A 16619-nucleotide genomic window follows, 5' to 3' on the forward strand; every position below is an offset into this window, starting at 1 on the left:
ATTTTGATTCAGATAAATTCTAAAAAACTCTCAGCAGATTAAATCCAAAAAATACATCGCCTCTTGTCCAGTCTCCCGTAGTTTGACCCAGAAAAGCGGCTTCGTGAATGCCTTGTGAACTGGTAAAATGCATTTGGAAAACATGTCCTCCGGTTTCTAAATCAAAACCTATTGATAATGGATTTTTATAAATAGAGTTTGAAGCTCTGTTCAAATGAGCTGCGTAATCCATATTAAGAGACCAGTGTTTAGATAGTTTGTAGCGTCCGCCAAATCCTAAAGCACATTGGGTGTTTTGCTGTTGCGGATTGTCAACAAAATTTTCATGGAAAAGAGTTGGGGCAATTTCGAAAGATAATTTTTCAGAAAATTTTCTGGAAATCAATAATTGTTGCAAATAAGTCAATCGATTGTCGAAAGTGAGTTTAGGGTACAAGCTTTCTTTTAGTGTATTGTTTATGGCTAAACTTGTAAAGCCTGCAATGCTTAGCGGAAAACCATTTTTAATTTGATGTACCAAAGCATATTTTGCCGAAAAATCATAAGCCAGTTCGCTTCTCGCAGCGCTGAGAGTTAAATTTTCCGTTAGTCCGTAAACAAATTTCAGTTGGGTGTTTGCATTGTCTAATCCGAAGAAACCTTCAAAACCATCTTTTACCGAACCAAACCGATGGGCTACAATAAAATACAAATCGCCTTTGGCAACCAGTTTGGTTGATTCTAAATTGACAATTTTTAAAGCTTTAAAGGCGGCAGTGACTTTTTCTTTGGAAGAAATGGAATCGATTCCGTTTAGTAAATCATTTTGGGAAAATGCTGTTAAGGGAACCAGCAATAACAGGGAGATAAGCTTTTTCATAAATGTTTTTTTATTGGTTAATCAGCAAATGAACATTGGTCCATTTTAAATTCGTCAATTAATTCATCATAGCCCAGAAAGCGTCCTTTGGCATTCACTTTTTGATTGATTTTAATGTTTTTAGGAATGCTGTCGGTAAAAATGGCTAAGAGTTTATGATCCAAAACCATTAAGTTGTTTTGGTGGTCTAAGGCCGTTATGGTAGCCGTTATTCGTATCGTTTGGTTCTGAAATTTTGCCAGCGCCAAACTATCATTGGCGGTAAATTCTTTTTCTAATTCCGGAACATTCATCGAGTAAGCGGCTTTTTCCTGATTAATATTTCTATGGTTTTGATAGACATAGCAATAAAGAATTACAGCCAATGTTACTGCGGAAATCAAGATTCCATATTGTAATTTTTTCTTCATGATGCTGAATTTTAGAAACCTATTGATATGTACGTGGGAATTCTGAATTTGGTTTTGACAAAAATTATAAGTTTCAAAAACCGCTAAGATTTTTTTGTCGTATATCATTTATCGAGCTGACTTTGTTTTGTTTAATTCTCAAAAAACCAATCGTTATGAAAATAAAAAATCATTTTATGTTGCTGTTATCTGTCTGTTTTTTTATGGCTTGTTCCAATGATAATCCGGAAACTTTAATGGATAATTCGCCCATTGAAGGCGTTGTTACCTATAAACAAAATGTAAAACCGATTATGGATAATAATTGTATTCGTTGTCATGGTGCCACACTAACGAATGGTGCTCCAATGTCTTTAGTGACTTATGCTCAGGTGAAAAATGCTATTGAAAGTCGGGGATTGATTAATCGAATTTCATTTAACAACGGCAATAGTTTGTTGATGCCGCAAGGCGGGCCAAGATTACCGCAAGCCACCATTGATATTGTAGTGCAATGGAAAAATGACGGATTTGTCGAAGAATAATTTAAAAACAGAAAACATGAAAAAAATTATTTTAATAAGCGTTTTGTTGTTAGCCAGTTTGACTTTTGCCCAGGAGAAAATGATTTGTAAAACGGCGGCCATCGTTTTTGAAGCTTCAGTGCCTTCATTTGAAGAAGTAAAAGCAACGAATAATGCGGTAACTTTAGTTCTAAACCCGAAAACGGGCGAAATTGCCAGTTTGGCTTTAATGAAAGGATTTCGGTTTAAAGTGGCGTTGATGGAAGAGCATTTCAATGAAAATTATATAGAAAGTGACCGATATCCAAAAGCGATTTTTAGAGGGAAAATTGAAAATTTTGACCTTCAGAGTTTGACTTCGATACCTAAGGATTATCGGGTTAGCGGAAAATTAGAATTGCACGGAAAAAACCAAGACATTCAGGCGGTTCTTAAAATAAGTCAATCCAGTTCAGGAATTAAAATAACCTCAAATTTTTCAGTAAAAGCCAGTGATTTTGCTATTGATATTCCCGCAATAGTAAAAAATAAAGTTTCTAATGCCGTCCACATTCAGCTGAATGGAATTTTGAAATAGGGGACGGAAAGAACAAAGATTTTTTTATTTTAGAATAAACCATCAAAAAGATTTAATTTTGAAAGACCAAAAAACAAAAGTGGAACAAAGTAAACAGGAAAAATGGAGGAAGAAATAAAAATTGACGATGATTTTATTTTAATTCGTTTTCAAAATAATACCGATGCCGTTTTAACCTTTCAGCGTCCGGTTCAGTTGGGTTTAATTCAATTTCATTTCGGATTAAAAGGTAGTGCTAATTACATTTTTAATCAGGGAAATTACGTGCTTAATCTCAAGGAAGAAAAAGCATTGTTGTTTTATAATACCGAAAAAGAACTGCCGTTGAATGTTCAGATTGCACCCAAATCCTGGTTGATTTCTATTTTTGTTTCTATCAAAAAGTTTCACGGATTGTTTACTTCCGATGCCGAACATATTCCGTTTTTGAGCAAAGAAAATCAGGACAAAAAATATTATAACGAAAGCGATATCAGTCCGTCGATGGCCATTGTTTTGAATCAGATGTTCCATTATAATTTGAATCCTTCGATAAAAAATTTGTATTACAAAGGCAAAGGTTACGAATTATTGAGCTTGTTTTTCAACCGAAATGAAGATCCTGATGCGGAACAATGTCCGTTTTTAGTAGATGAAGAAAATGTGTTGAAAATCAAGAAAGCCAAAGAAATTATCATTGCTAATATGGCTGAGCCACCGGGATTACCGGAACTGGCAGATCAGGTAGGGCTGAATTTGAAAAAACTCAAAATGGGTTTCAAACAAATTTATGGCGATACGGTTTATGGTTTTTTGTTTGATTACAAAATGGATTTTGCCCGAAAACTGCTTGACAGCGGTTCCTATAATGTGAATGAAGTAGGCTTGAAAATAGGTTACAGCACCGGAAGCCATTTTATTGCGGCTTTCAAAAAGAAATTTGGAACCACACCCAAAAAATATTTGATGTCAATCAATCCAAATGCTTAATTAAACTTCAAATTAGGATAAATTTGGATCATCAAAATTTTTAACTTGCAAACAAGTTTATTTATAACAATTGAATGGAGGAATTAATACAAAATATAAAGAATTTAGCTGAAGTATATTCGGCAAACTTGAAAGGAAAGATTGAAGCGAGAACAGAAGAAATGAAAGCTGATGACAACTCTCATTATCTCATTTATCGAGTTTTGGGCATTTCCTTACAAGAAGGGCAACTTATTGACCAATATCAAAATACAGGACGTTTTCTTTATAAATATGCAGGTTCATTTCTTGAAGAAGCTGCTACTTTATGCCTGAATTTTAATTTTCCAGAAGGCATAAAAACCAAAATAGAAAACACCCTTGGACAACGTCCAAAAACCTTTGAGATTGACTTTTTAAATGGCAATGATGCCATAGAAGTAAAGTGGAGAGATGCAACCACAGACGGAGACCACATAACAAAAGAACATACAAGAGTAAAAGTAATTAGAGAGCATGGCTACAAGCCAATAAGGGTAATGTTTTATTATCCTCAAAGAGAACAAGCGATTAAAATTCAGGAAACTTTGAATACACTTTATGCAGGTGTTGACGGAGAATACTATGGTGGTGATGAAGCTTGGGAATATTTAAAAACATATTCTGGAGTTGACCTAAAAGCTATTTTGACACAGATTGCTAACGAAAGGACACCCTAAAAATGGAAACTAATAAAATCTATCACGGAAATTGCGTTGAAAAACTCAAAGAAATTGAAACCAATAAAGTTGACTTGATTTACTTTGATCCACCTTTTTTTACTCAACGCAAACATAGTCTTAGGAATAAAGACAATTCTAAAACTTATGAATTTGACGACAAATACAACTCAATTGAAGAATATTTAGAACTAGTTGAAAATGTATTAAAAGAATCGAAAAGGATTTTAAAAAACACAGGAAGTGTATTTCTTCATTGCGACAAAACGGCATCGCATAATATTAGAGTTGTGATGGACAGTGTTTTTGGACGTGAGAACTTCCAAAGTGAAATTATTTGGTCATATAAAAGATGGTCTAATGCTAAAAAGGGATTGTTAAATGCTCATCAAGTAATTTTCTTTTACTCTAAAACACAAGATTTTAAATTCAATACACTTTATACTGATTATTCGGCAACAACAAATCTTGACCAAATATTACAAGACAGAGAACGTAATGAAAATGGAAAATCTGTTTATAAAAAAGATGAAAACGGAAATGTAATTTTAGGCAAGGAGAAAAAAGGTGTTCCTCTTTCTGACGTTTGGGAAATTCCATACTTAAATCCAAAAGCAAAAGAAAGAACGGGTTACCCAACCCAAAAACCAGTTTTATTGCTCAATCAAATTTTAAATATCGTTACAGACGAAGGTGACTTGGTTGTTGATCCATTTTGTGGTAGCGGAACAACTTGTGTTTCTGCTAAATTATTAAAGAGACAATTTATCGGAATTGATATTTCACAAGATGCTGTTGAACTTGCAAGTTTAAGATTAGAAGAAATGATAATTTCAGAATCAAACCTTTTAAACAAAGGAACAAACGAGTATCAAGAAAAAACGGAGAAAGAACTAGCCATTTTACAAAACATAAATGCTTTTCCTGTTCAAAGAAATAGTGGAATAGATGGATTTTTAAAAGACCATTTTGAAGGTCTGCCAGTTCCGGTAAAAATTCAAGGCGAATATGAAACAATAGAAGATGCAATTGAGAAACTAGAAAAGGCATCTTATGGTAAGAATTATAAAATGAAAATCTTAATCCAAACCAGAGACACAGGAATAAGCAGACTTTTTGGTTTTGAATCTGACGTGACAATTATAAAATCGCTTGAATTACAGACTAAAGAATTAATAAAAAAAGATAAAGAAAATTTTAAGAATTTTTTGCAAAAAGGAGGATTAAATGTTTCTAAAACAGTTTAGTTTAAGTTTGTTTTTGAATCAATTAATGATTAATCCTTAAATTTTAATATTGATTTTTTTAATTCAATAATAAATAAAAAATAGTTAATAGTAATTTATACCAACATAGATTTGGTTTACTTTTGCGACAACAAAAATTAAAAGATGAAAGGTACATTACTTATCAATTTAGGCTCACCTGAAAGTCCAACTCCCAAAGATGTAAAGCCGTATTTAGACGAATTTTTGATGGATAAATACGTTATCGACGTTCCTTTTTTATTGAGAGCGTTATTGGTTCGCGGTATTATTTTAAGAAAACGACCTGAAGATTCAGCCGAAGCGTATAGTAAAATTTGGTGGGAAGAAGGTTCGCCTTTGATTGTACTTTCAAAACGCATGTTTGAAAAGGTAAAACCACAGTTAGGTATTCCGGCTGCTTTATCAATGCGTTACGGAAATCCGGATATTTATTCCGGTTTAAAAGAACTGGCAGATAAAGGAGTGACGGAAGTATTGTTGTTTCCGATGTATCCGCATCATGCGATGTCCTCAACAGTGACGGTTTTAGAAAAAGCTGAAGAAGTGAGAAGGAAACATTTTCCAAACATGAAATTCTCATCCGTTCCTGCTTTTTACAACAAACCGGATTATATCCAAAATTTAGCCGATTCTATCAAAAGTTCTTTAGAAACCTATGATTACGACCATTTGTTGTTTTCCTATCATGGTTTGCCGGAACGTCACATTCGAAAAACAGATATTACCAAATCGCATTGCAAGATAGACGGATTTTGTTGTAATACGCCATCACCGGCTCATGCATTTTGCTACCGTCACCAATGTTATGAAACGACCAAATTAGCTACAGAAGCTTTAGGAATTCCAAAAGAAAAATACAGTGTTACTTTTCAGTCCCGTTTGGCTGGAGATAAATGGTTGGAGCCTTATACGGATGTTGAAATCAACAAAATGCCTGCAAAAGGTATTAAGAAACTAGCGGTAGTTACACCAGCTTTCGTGGCGGACTGTTTAGAAACGTTGGAAGAAATTGCCATGCGTGCCAAAGAAGAATTTGAAGAACACGGGGGAGAAGAATTCCTTGCCGTTCCTTGCTTGAACGATGGTGACGACTGGTGTAAAACCGTAAGTAACTGGATTAACGATTGGGCGAAATAGATTTAAGATTGATGAATATTGATTAACGATTTTAGATTTAATGCTAAGTCTTTAGAATGGAACAGTCAAAAATTAAAAATCGTTAATCTAAAATCTAAATTCAAATGGATTATTACAACTATCTAAAATCCCTGCATTTAATCTTTGTCATTACCTGGTTTGCGGGTTTGTTTTATATCGTCCGCTTGTTTGTGTACCAAATTGAAGCAGCCGATAAACCTTCTCCTGAAAAAGAGATTTTGCAAACGCAATTCAAAATCATGAGTTATCGTTTGTGGTACATTATTACCTGGCCATCGGCGGTTTTAGCCAGTATTTTTGCTTTTTGGATGCTGTTGTTTACGCCTACGGGAAATGCCTGGTTGCAAATGCCGTGGATGCATGTAAAACTTGGCTTTGTTTTTGTGCTGTATTTGTATCATTTAAAATGCCATCAGATATACAAACAATTACAAAAAGATGAGGTAAACTATTCCGCCAATTTTATGCGTTTGTGGAATGAAGGAGCTACTATTATTCTTTTTGCGGTTGTTTTTTTAGTAGTTTTAAAAAATGCCGTAAATTGGATTTATGGTGTCATCGGGATTATTTTGTTCTCGGTTTTAATCATGTTAGGCTTTAAATTTTATAAAAGAATAAGAGAAAAGAAGTAATTAGTAACTGGTGATTTGTAATTAGCTTTTACTAATCACTAATTACAATTCACTAATCACTAAAATATGCTAAAGAGCTTCAAATTATCAATGCTATCCTTGCGAATTCGAATCTTTCTTTCGATGATCGTTGTGATAATTGTAGCTTCGGTTTTACTGGCTTCGATTTCTATTATTCAGTTTAAAAACGAAGCTATGGAATACCATCAGGAACGTTTGGAACGCAAGGAAAATGCGGTTCGAGAACACATCAATTACATTCTTTCCACGACTACTTATCCTTTGACAACCGAAAATTTGGATTTGATTTTTAAGGATAAAATTCATGAATTAGCTCACATTCATAATATCGAAATCAATATTTATGATTTGGACGGAAACTTACTAAAATCTTCCAAAGAGACCTTTTCGGTGGACAAAGTAGCGCCACCCATTCCCAAATACATTCTGAAACTGGTTCGTTCTTCGATTGAAAAGCGTTATGTGGATATTACGACCATTAACGGCATTAAAAATCGCTCTTCGTTTACCCAAATTAAAGATGATAAATTCAAACCGCTGGGGGTTTTAAATATTCCCTATCAGGAAGATGACGGTTTTTATGATAAAGAATTACATGGTTTTCTCATCCGGTTGAGTCAGGTGTATTCTTTCATGCTGATTGTCGCTTTTGCTTTGGCTTATTTCCTTTCTTCATATATTACCAAATCACTGAAAACCATTTCGGATAAATTAAACGAAACGCGTTTGAACAAAAAAAATGAAAAGATTTTAATTACTGCCAACAGCAAAGAAATCAATTTGTTGATCGCCGGTTATAACCAAATGGTGGACGAATTAGAAAAAAGTGCCATTAAATTAGCGCAAAGCGAAAGGGAAGAAGCCTGGCGCGAAATGGCCAAACAGGTGGCGCATGAAATTAAAAATCCGCTGACACCAATGCGATTGACAGTGCAAAGCTTCCAACGTCGATTTAATCCGGATGATCCGAATATTTTGCAAAAAATGAAAGATTACTCCGAAACATTAATTCAGCAAATTGATACGATGAATTCGGTGGCTTCGGCATTTTCTAATTTTGCTTCGATGCCGGCACAGCAAAACGAAACGCTGAATGTGGTTGAGGTAGTCGAATTGGCCTTAGATATTTTCACCGAAAATCAAATTGTTTTTGAAAGTGAAGCGCCGGAGATAATTTCGAAGATCGATCGTACCCAATTAATCCGAATAATTACTAACTTAGTAAAAAATGCCATACAATCGATTCCGGAGCAACAAGAGGACAAGAGGGTAGCTGTTTCGGTCAAAAAAGAAGATAATAATGTGCTAATTGTTGTAGAAGACAACGGAATCGGGATTAAAACGGAGGATATACATCGTATTTTCGAACCTAAGTTTACCACCAAAAGCAGTGGAATGGGACTGGGATTAGGAATTATAAAGAATATTATCGAAAACTATAAAGGCAGCATCAACTTTGAAACCGAATACGGAAAAGGAACACGTTTTACAGTTTCGCTACCCATTATTAACTCTTAAATCAACACAATGAGCTACCAAAACATTTTGATTGCAAAAGAGCATAATATTGCAACCATTACCATCAATCGACCTGAAAAATTAAATGCTTTAAATAAAGTTACCATTGCCGAATTGCATCATGCTTTTTCAACTCTGGAAATGCTTCAGGATGTTCGCGCCATTATTTTGACCGGAAGCGGCGAAAAAGCCTTTGTGGCCGGAGCAGATATTGCCGAATTTGCCGAATTTTCAGTAGAAGAAGGTATTCAGTTATCGGCTCAGGGACAGGAAACCTTGTTTAATTTTGTCGAAAATCTTCGGGTGCCGGTTATTGCAGCGATTAACGGATTTGCGCTGGGAGGAGGCTTAGAATTGGCTATGTCCTGTCATATTCGTGTAGCTGCTGAAAATGCTAAAATGGGACTTCCGGAAGTTTCTCTGGGCGTGATTCCCGGTTACGGAGGAACACAGCGTTTGCCGCAGCTAATTGGCAAAGGACGTGCCTTAGAAATGATTTTAACCGCCGGAATGATTTCGGCTGAGGAAGCTTTCCGAGTAGGATTGGCAAATCATATTTGTAAACAGGCTGAGCTTTTGGATTTCTGTAATGAATTGGCACAGAAAATCATTAAAAATTCTCCGGCAGCTATTAGTATGGCGATTCATGCGGTAAATGCCAATTTCAGAGAAGGGGAGAATGGCTATGAGACCGAGATTAAATCCTTTGGAAAATGTTTTGGAACCGTGGATTTCAAAGAAGGTACCAAAGCCTTTTTGGAAAAAAGAAAAGCGGTTTTTACAGGAGAGTAGTTTTCAAAAATTAATAATCAAATAAATAAAATGTCATACGAGCCTATTTTTGCGCTTTTTTGGGAAAGAGTAAAACAGAGTATAGAAGATAAAACTTTTGCCAAATTAACGCTGGCAAAAACCATTGGCGATACCGAAATCAAGAATGTTTATGTTCGTCCGGTTTTACTGGAGAATGATGTGATGCAAATGTCGGTTATAAGCCGTTTTAAGACCGAAGAGACCGAAAGTTTTCATTCTTTGGAGGAAATCTATCCTGTTTTGTTTTCGTTGATGAATAAGCCTTTTTTAAGCGCTTTGTTATTTACCAGCGAACAGGATGTGGTTTTTAAACTCAATAAAAAACGCGCCGGTAGTATTACGGAACAAGCACCGACTTTCCTGAACCCTTCAGATGTGATTCTGGAAATGAAAGCTAAGGGGATTTGATTTCAGATTGAAGGTTTGTGAATGCTGAATTTTGATTTAAAGAACTAAATAAAACATTTTAGTGCATGAAAAATTTATTGGTAATTGCTTTTATTCTTTTTAAAAGTTCAATTATTGGGCAGGAATTGTCAGATAAAGAAATTATTAATAAAGCTGTTGCATTCTTAAAAGTCAATGAAAAGAATCTTTTGGCTGATAAAATTTGCTTGAAAGCACTTCCGAATCAAAATAATAAAGTAATTGTTGTTTTGCCAGTTATTAGTAATCGTGATTCGGAATGTGAGGAATGTTTTGATATTGACAATAACCTATTGGTGTGGAATAAAAACACCAAATCAATTGAATTCAAATACATCAAAAAAGCGGAATGGACTTCGGATGCTTTGAGATTTGATGAATTAAAGATTGATACAGGACTTTATTATTTGAACAAAAAAACCAGAGCTTTTGGTATAAGATATAGTTATAGCGGAAGTTCCAGTGTAAATCCATTTAGTTTAAATTCAATTAATCTTTATTGTTTTAAAAACAACCAAATTGTTGAAGTATTGCATGATTTTGAACTTGAAAAATCGAATGGTGAAAATGGTGGTGGTTGTGAAAATGCTTCATTTGAAACTTCAAAAAGTGTTTTTGTTATCAATACTAATTTAGCAGATAAGTTTAACGATATTATTGTCAAAACGAAGTTCAAAGACTATTCACTTGATGCCAATTGCGATAAAGAAATCATCAAAAAACAGAGTTCAAAACAAAGCGTATTAAGATTTGATGAAAAACAAAAAATGTATGTTTTAGTCCCTAAATTACTAAACTAAGAAACAACAAAGCCACTCTTTTCGGAGTGGCTTTGTCTTTCATTAGAGGTGTTTTTTAAAGACTATCAAACTTTAGACGAAATTAATTCCATCCACCGCCTAATGATTTGTACATGTTAACTTTAGCAGCTAACTGTTCTTTTTTGGTTTCCACCAATTGTAATTTAGATTCCAAAGCATCGCGTTGGGTTAATAAAACTTCCATATAATCGGCTCTGGCCGCACTGAAAAGTTTGTTAGTGATTTCAATAGAATTGGTCAAAGCCTGCACCTGATGTTCTTTTTGCTCGTAGCTTTTCTTCAGGTTATCAATTTTTGATAAACCGTTTAATACTTCGATATGGGCATTTAAAATGGTTTTTTCATACTCAAAAACGGCTTGCAATTGTTTGTCGTTAGCATTGTAATAAGCGGCTTTAATAGCATTTCTGTTGATTAACGGAGCAACCATATCACCGGCTAAACCATACAATACGGATTCCGGCATCGTGGTAAGATATTTGGTCTTGAACGATTCTAAACCTACACCAGCTCTTAACGTAAACGAAGGATAAAAATTAGCTCTGGCTGCCTTTGTATCCAGTTTGGCAGCCTGCAATTCATATTCTGCCCGTCGGATATCCGGACGGTTGGTTAAGAGCTGTGAAGGAATACCAGCATAAATAGTATCTATTTTTTGCTCTATAAAATTATCTGAATTTCGGTCAATATGTTGCGGTGAACGACCGATTAAGAAATTCAGTTTATTTTCGGTTTCAACAATTTCCTGTTTTACATTGTACAGTTCGCTGGTGTTTTTATACACTTCAGCTTCCAGTCTTTGCACACCAAGAGCGGTAGCTTTGGCAGCCTGCATTTGCAAACGAATAATTGTCAAACCATTGTTTTGCAATTCTAAGTTTTTAGTCAAAATGGCCAGTTTGTTGTCTAAAGCCTGTAATTCATAATACGAATCAGCAATTTCAGCAATTAAGCTGGTAACCATGAAATTTTTACCTTCCATTGTAGAAAGGTATTCCATTACGGCAGCTTTTTTAGCATTACGTAATTTTTTCCAAACGTCCAGTTCCCAGGTTGCAAAAGCACCTACTTTGTAGTTTTGTAAGGGTTCCGGAAATTCTTCACCAGGTTTGATTTCAGTATTGGCATCATTAGCACCCTGACTGGTATAACGACCTACTTTTTCTACTTCAGCAGCTGTCTGAATGCCTACAAATGGTAAATATTCTCCTTTTCGGGCCTGAATCTCATTCTTATCCATATCCACTTGTTGCAACATGATGTTCAACTCCTGATTGTTGGTCAGAGCCGTTTCAATAAGTGCATTCAGATTAGAATCATCAAAGAATTGTTCCCATTTTATCTGAGCCGAATTGGTAGTATCATTCGAAACAACATTCTGAAACTGTTTCGGTAAATCCTTTTTTTCATCGCGCACGGTTCTTGTTGGTACACAGCTTTGAAAAACCAGGGTAGATAAGGTCAGTCCCAGCACTGACCTTATGTTTATAAATTTGAAAATTGAATTATTCATTGTCTTCCTCTCTTTTCATTAATTTTTTCAATTGTTTGTTCATTTCTTTCAGCCTTAATTTGAGTTTGCTTTCGCCCTCACTAGCTCTCATGAACTCTTCAGAAGCCGGTTCGTTATGTTCGTCCTGAATTAAAGTACGACCGTCGCTCATTTTAGCAAATATGTAATACAAACCTGGAATTACAAAGACTCCGAATAAAGTACCGATAATCATTCCTCCCATAGCTGAACCTCCAATGGTTCTGTTACCAATGGCTCCCGCTCCGGTTGCAATTACTAACGGAATTAATCCGGCGATAAAGGCAAATGAAGTCATCAAAATAGGACGGAAACGCAATTTGGCTCCTTCCATTGCAGCATCTACAATGCTCATGCCCTGAGCCCGCTTCTGGACGGCAACCTCTACAATCAGTACAGCATTCTTACCGAGTAATCCAATAAGCATGATAACCCCAATTTGGGCATAAACGTCATTAGATAATCCCATTAATTGTAATAATGCGAATGAACCAAAGAATCCAACCGGTAATGATAATAATACGGCCAATGGTAATAAGAAACTTTCATATTGTGCGGCCAATACTAAGTAAACGAAAATCAATACTACTCCGAATACATACAAAGCATCGTTTCCACGGTTTGCCTCGTCATAAGATAATCCTTCCCAGGCAATGTCGTATCCTCTCGGTAATTTTAATTTAGCAACTTCTTTAATAGCATTAATGGCATCGGCACTGGTGTATCCTTTAGCCGGTAATCCACGAATAGCAGCCGAGTTGTACAAGTTGTAACGGGTAATCTCGTTAGGTCCCAGATGTTTGGTTACTTTCATAAAAGAAGAGTAAGGAACCATTTCGCCAGTCTCATTTTTCACGAATAAATTTTCCAAATCAGAAGGAATTCTTCGATATTCAGGGCCTGCCTGCGTATAAACTTTAAAGAACTGACCGAATTTGATAAAACCTTGTTCGTAAGTACTACCAATAAGGATGTTCAAATTGTCCATTGCTTTTTTGATCGTTACGCCTTTTTGCATAGCCGCTTTATTGTCAATATCCAGTTTTAACTGCGGATAATTCGCTGAGTAGAAAGTAAATACTCCGGTAAGTTCTTTGCGTTTTTCTAATTCCGCAAGGAAATCGTTGTTTACTCTCTGGAATTCCTGATAATCGGTTCCGTTGGTTTTGTCCAATAAACGTAAGGAGAAACCTCCAGAGGAACCAAATCCTGGTACTGCCGGCGGTTCAAAGTATTCAATGATAGCACCCAGATTTTTAGATTTACCTTCCAATTCTTCCATGATTTCATGTACCGAATGGCTTCTTTCTTCCCAAGGTTTTAAGTTAATCAAACAGGTACCGGCATTCGAACCACGACCTTCGGTCATGATTTCATAACCCGCTAAGGATGATACAGAAGATACACCGTCGATTTCTTCACAAATCTTTTGTAATTTTCTGGCAACATCATTGGTACGCTCTAAGGTTGTTCCCGGAGGCGTTTGAATAATGGCATAAATCATCCCCTGATCCTCACTTGGGATAAATCCGGCAGGAAGCGCTTCATTGGTAAAATAAGTAGCAACACTAAATCCAATTAGAATTCCAAAAGTAATTACTCTTCGGTTTACAATGTGTTTCAAAATTCCCACATAGTGACCTGTTAGTTTTTCAAATCCTTTGTTGAACCAATCGATGAAACGATCAATAGGTGATTTTTTCTTGGCATGACCATGATTGTGTTTCAACAACATGGCACAAAGTACCGGTGTAAGTGTCAAGGCAACTACGGCCGAGATGATAATAGATCCTGCCATAGTAATGGAGAACTGACGGTAGAATACCCCAACAGGTCCTGTCATGAACGAAATAGGAATAAATACCGAAACCATTACTAAGGTAATCGCAATGATAGCTCCTCCAATTTCACCTAATACGGCTTTTGAAGCTTTAAAAGGGGTGAGATGTTCTTCTTCCATTTTTACATGGACGGCTTCTACAACCACAATCGCATCATCGACCACTATACCAATGGCTAATACTAAGGCAAAAAGGGTAATCAGGTTGATGGATAAACCAAACATTTGCATGACAAAGAAGGCTCCAATTAACGATACTGGTACTGCAATAACCGGAATTAATGTCGAACGCCAGTCTCCTAAAAACAGGAATACTACGATGGATACTAAAACAAAGGCATCTCTAAGCGTGTCTATTACCTGTTCAATAGAGGCATTTAAGAAGCTGGATACGTCATAACTGATTTTGTAACCCACTCCCGGAGGAAGATCTTTTTCCAGTTCTTTTAATTTGGCTTTTACGGCCTTAATTACATCACTACCATTGGTTCCAAGGGTTTGTTTTAAAACGATTGATGCAGATGGTTTTCCGTCTAAGTTGTCGTAGATGTCGTAGAACTCACTTCCTAATTCCACATTAGCAATATCACCTAATTTGATTGCTTCACCATTTGCATTAGCACGAATGATGACATCTTTGTATTCCTCCGGAGTAGAATAACGGTCTCGGTAGGTTAATACATATTCGAGCGATTGTGATTTTATACCGGAACTTTGTCCAATTCTTCCGGGTCTTGCCAGAATACTTTGTTCCTGCATGGCTTCCATTACTTCTTCGGCCGAGATATTGTAAGCACGCATACGGTCTGGTTTTAACCAAATACGCATCGCATATTTACGGCTACCCAGAATTTGCGCGCTGGCAATTCCGTTAATACGTTGTATTTCACGAAGCATGTTTGTGTAGGCATAATTGTAAAGGAATTTTTCATCCATTCCATGCCCTTTTTTGCTGTATAAATCCACATACATCAACATACTTGGCTGAACGGGAGTAATGATAACCCCTTCACGTTGTACTAAGTCCGGTAATAAGGGCATTACCTGGTCGACCCTGGTTTTTACCCTGATAACGGCGACGTTGGGGTCGGTTCCCGGTTCGAAAATAACACGAATAGTTCCTTCTCCCGCACTGGTAGCATCAGAAGCAATATAACGCATTCCCGGAACCCCATTGATGGCAGTTTCCAGCGGAATCAAGGTTGATTTTACCAATACATCCGAACTTGAACCCGGATAAGCAATAAATATATTTACAGTGGTAGGTGCAATTTCAGGAAATTGCGAGATGGGTAATTGTTTGATGGCAAGCAACCCCATAAATACAATGATGACCGAAATTACAATCGCTAAGACCGGTCTTTGAATAAACTTTTTAAACATTTTATTGTTTTTTTAAGGGTTGTTACTCGGCATAAACATCAAGATGTTTCATTACATATTGTGCATTTTCAACTTTGAATTTTACTTTTTCATTGTTTTTAACCAATCGTAATCCGTCTAATAAAATGCGATCGTTTACGTCTAATCCTTTTTTTACTGTAAAAAGATTTTCTAAAGTAGCTCCGATTGTAATTTCTCTTTGTCTGACTACTCCGTTTTTATCAATAACAAAAACATAGCGCTTGTCTAATACTTCAAAAGTTGTTTTTTGAGGAATGATTAATACATTTTTCAGAGGAACGGTCATTAATATTGTTCCGGTCTCTCCGTGTCTTAAAATTCCTTTTGGGTTAGGGAAAGTAGCTCTGAAGGCAATATTTCCGGTTTCGTTGTTGAATTCTCCTTCAATAGTTTCCACAATACCGGTGTAATCGAATACCTGATTATTAGCCATTAAAAGCTGAACTTTTTGTTTCTTACCTTGGTTAGCACTTTCCATGTAATTTAAATATTCGGCTTCCGGAACATTGAAGTAAACCCACATTTTGCTGTTGTCAGAAAGTGAAGTCAGTAGTTCACCTTCTTCCAGCATACTTCCTTCTCTGGCTAATAAATGATCCATTACGCCGTCAAAAGGAGCTCTGATAGTGGTAAATCCAAGATGTGTCGCTGCTAATTGGATTTCGGCATTGGCTTTGTCATATTTTGCTTTAGAAAGTGCTAATTCGTTTGGAGAAACTACTTTGCTGTCAGCCAAAAGTTTAGTGTTTTTGTATTCAATGGCCGCAACATTTCCTTCGGCTTTCGCTTTTTGTAAGTCAGCCTGATACACATTAGGCATGATTTGGAACATTAATTGTCCTTTTTTAACCTTTTGTCCTTCGTCTACATTTATTTTTTGAAGGTATCCTTTCTCCATTGACCGCAATTCAATGTGACGGATAGAGTGAATTTGACAAACGTATTCTTTAACTATTGAGGTGTCCATTGCTACCGGATTAGTAATCTGGAATGTCCTCTCTTCTTTTTTTTCTTCTTTGTGTGAATTGCAACCAACAGTGCATAGAATGGCCATAAGACCAATGAAAATTGAGGTTTTTTTCATGATAATTATTTGTTTTTAGACGGTATGGTATGATGCGTTTTGAGCTGAGGTTGACAAACGACAGCTGTGCCTTATCTTTTGCTTGTT

At 36.0% G+C, this 16619-nt stretch carries 16 protein-coding genes; 11 read left to right on the forward strand and 5 right to left on the reverse strand.

All coding sequences use genetic code 11. The features are described from left to right. Nucleotides 1-19: 19 nt before the first annotated feature. Together H599_RS0114195 and H599_RS0114200 are read right to left on the reverse strand one after the other, a co-directional pair. On the reverse strand, nt 20-859 hold the full coding sequence (locus tag H599_RS0114195) for a DUF5777 family beta-barrel protein (protein WP_026714740.1): 840 nt from the start codon (nt 857-859) through the stop codon (nt 20-22). Nucleotides 860-876: 17 nt separating this feature from the next. After that, nucleotides 877-1269 carry a hypothetical protein gene (locus tag H599_RS0114200; RefSeq protein WP_155960788.1) on the reverse strand — a complete coding sequence of 131 codons (393 nt, stop codon included), beginning with the start codon at nt 1267-1269 and terminating at the stop codon, nt 877-879. 155 nt (nt 1270-1424) lie between these two features. Here H599_RS0114200 and H599_RS0114205 point away from each other — a divergent pair, with 155 nt between their 5' ends. The 11 genes from H599_RS0114205 (at nt 1425) to H599_RS0114260 (ending at nt 10652) form a co-directional block, all read left to right on the forward strand. Then, the gene (locus H599_RS0114205) at nt 1425-1793 is read left to right on the forward strand and encodes a hypothetical protein (RefSeq protein ID WP_026714742.1); all 369 of its coding nucleotides are present in this window, start codon (nt 1425-1427) and stop codon (nt 1791-1793) included. A gap of 16 nt (nt 1794-1809) precedes the next feature. Further along, the gene (locus H599_RS0114210; protein WP_026714743.1) at nt 1810-2349 is read left to right on the forward strand and encodes a YceI family protein; all 540 of its coding nucleotides are present in this window, start codon (nt 1810-1812) and stop codon (nt 2347-2349) included. Nucleotides 2350-2451: 102 nt separating this feature from the next. Next, nucleotides 2452-3318, forward strand: a complete 867-nt coding sequence (locus H599_RS0114215) for a helix-turn-helix domain-containing protein (protein WP_026714744.1) — start codon at nt 2452-2454, stop codon at nt 3316-3318. 128 nt (nt 3319-3446) lie between these two features. After that, a complete protein-coding gene (locus tag H599_RS20385; protein ID WP_245600526.1) occupies nt 3447-4016 on the forward strand; it encodes an ApaLI family restriction endonuclease in 570 nt (189 codons plus the stop codon). A gap of 2 nt (nt 4017-4018) precedes the next feature. Then, a complete protein-coding gene (locus tag H599_RS19835) occupies nt 4019-5263 on the forward strand; it encodes a DNA-methyltransferase (protein WP_035141678.1) in 1245 nt (414 codons plus the stop codon). Between the two features lie 144 nt (nt 5264-5407). Continuing rightward, nucleotides 5408-6421 (forward strand): ferrochelatase, encoded by a 1014-nt coding sequence (gene hemH / locus H599_RS0114235; RefSeq protein WP_026714745.1) that lies wholly within the window; start codon nt 5408-5410, stop codon nt 6419-6421. A gap of 104 nt (nt 6422-6525) precedes the next feature. Next, the gene (locus H599_RS0114240; protein WP_026714746.1) at nt 6526-7074 is read left to right on the forward strand and encodes a CopD family protein; all 549 of its coding nucleotides are present in this window, start codon (nt 6526-6528) and stop codon (nt 7072-7074) included. 123 nt (nt 7075-7197) lie between these two features. Then, nucleotides 7198-8613, forward strand: a complete 1416-nt coding sequence (locus H599_RS0114245; RefSeq protein WP_081810574.1) for an ATP-binding protein — start codon at nt 7198-7200, stop codon at nt 8611-8613. 9 nt (nt 8614-8622) lie between these two features. Then, nucleotides 8623-9405, forward strand: coding sequence for an enoyl-CoA hydratase/isomerase family protein (locus tag H599_RS0114250; protein ID WP_026714748.1), 783 nt, complete (start codon nt 8623-8625; stop codon nt 9403-9405). A gap of 30 nt (nt 9406-9435) precedes the next feature. Next, nucleotides 9436-9834, forward strand: coding sequence for a hypothetical protein (locus H599_RS0114255; RefSeq protein WP_026714749.1), 399 nt, complete (start codon nt 9436-9438; stop codon nt 9832-9834). A 65-nt stretch (nt 9835-9899) separates the two neighbouring features. Further along, complete coding sequence (locus tag H599_RS0114260; RefSeq protein ID WP_026714750.1) at nt 9900-10652, forward strand: PA3715 family protein; 753 nt, start codon at nt 9900-9902, stop codon at nt 10650-10652. Nucleotides 10653-10734: 82 nt separating this feature from the next. Here the strand turns inward: H599_RS0114260 and H599_RS0114265 are convergent, their stop codons facing one another. From H599_RS0114265 to H599_RS0114275, 3 genes are read right to left on the reverse strand one after another with little or no spacing between them, the layout of a single operon-like run. Then, on the reverse strand, nt 10735-12186 hold the full coding sequence (locus H599_RS0114265) for a TolC family protein (protein ID WP_026714751.1): 1452 nt from the start codon (nt 12184-12186) through the stop codon (nt 10735-10737). Then, on the reverse strand, nt 12179-15427 hold the full coding sequence (locus H599_RS0114270; protein WP_026714752.1) for an efflux RND transporter permease subunit: 3249 nt from the start codon (nt 15425-15427) through the stop codon (nt 12179-12181). The genes H599_RS0114265 and H599_RS0114270 overlap by 8 nt, the downstream gene beginning before the upstream one ends. Before the next feature lie 22 nt (nt 15428-15449). Next, on the reverse strand, nt 15450-16532 hold the full coding sequence (locus H599_RS0114275; RefSeq protein WP_026714753.1) for an efflux RND transporter periplasmic adaptor subunit: 1083 nt from the start codon (nt 16530-16532) through the stop codon (nt 15450-15452). Nucleotides 16533-16619: the final 87 nt, after the last annotated feature.

It is taken from the genome of Flavobacterium daejeonense DSM 17708, assembly GCF_000425425.1.
Taxonomy (GTDB): domain Bacteria; phylum Bacteroidota; class Bacteroidia; order Flavobacteriales; family Flavobacteriaceae; genus Flavobacterium; species Flavobacterium daejeonense.

Excerpts from the sequence above, each read along its gene's own strand:
- H599_RS0114275 (WP_026714753.1), bottom strand. The coding sequence starts at position 16,532 with ATGAAAAAAACCTCAATTTTCATTGGTCTTATGGCCATTCTATGCACT.
- H599_RS0114270 (WP_026714752.1), bottom strand. The coding sequence starts at position 15,427 with ATGTTTAAAAAGTTTATTCAAAGACCGGTCTTAGCGATTGTAATTTCG.
- H599_RS0114205 (WP_026714742.1), top strand. The coding sequence starts at position 1,425 with ATGAAAATAAAAAATCATTTTATGTTGCTGTTATCTGTCTGTTTTTTT.
- hemH (WP_026714745.1), top strand. The coding sequence starts at position 5,408 with ATGAAAGGTACATTACTTATCAATTTAGGCTCACCTGAAAGTCCAACT.
- H599_RS0114210 (WP_026714743.1), top strand. The coding sequence starts at position 1,810 with ATGAAAAAAATTATTTTAATAAGCGTTTTGTTGTTAGCCAGTTTGACT.
- H599_RS0114245 (WP_081810574.1), top strand. The coding sequence starts at position 7,198 with ATGATCGTTGTGATAATTGTAGCTTCGGTTTTACTGGCTTCGATTTCT.
- H599_RS0114255 (WP_026714749.1), top strand. The coding sequence starts at position 9,436 with ATGTCATACGAGCCTATTTTTGCGCTTTTTTGGGAAAGAGTAAAACAG.
- H599_RS0114215 (WP_026714744.1), top strand. The coding sequence starts at position 2,452 with ATGGAGGAAGAAATAAAAATTGACGATGATTTTATTTTAATTCGTTTT.
- H599_RS0114250 (WP_026714748.1), top strand. The coding sequence starts at position 8,623 with ATGAGCTACCAAAACATTTTGATTGCAAAAGAGCATAATATTGCAACC.
- H599_RS0114260 (WP_026714750.1), top strand. The coding sequence starts at position 9,900 with ATGAAAAATTTATTGGTAATTGCTTTTATTCTTTTTAAAAGTTCAATT.
- H599_RS0114195 (WP_026714740.1), bottom strand. The coding sequence starts at position 859 with ATGAAAAAGCTTATCTCCCTGTTATTGCTGGTTCCCTTAACAGCATTT.
- H599_RS0114265 (WP_026714751.1), bottom strand. The coding sequence starts at position 12,186 with ATGAATAATTCAATTTTCAAATTTATAAACATAAGGTCAGTGCTGGGA.
- H599_RS0114200 (WP_155960788.1), bottom strand. The coding sequence starts at position 1,269 with ATGAAGAAAAAATTACAATATGGAATCTTGATTTCCGCAGTAACATTG.
- H599_RS0114240 (WP_026714746.1), top strand. The coding sequence starts at position 6,526 with ATGGATTATTACAACTATCTAAAATCCCTGCATTTAATCTTTGTCATT.
- H599_RS19835 (WP_035141678.1), top strand. The coding sequence starts at position 4,019 with ATGGAAACTAATAAAATCTATCACGGAAATTGCGTTGAAAAACTCAAA.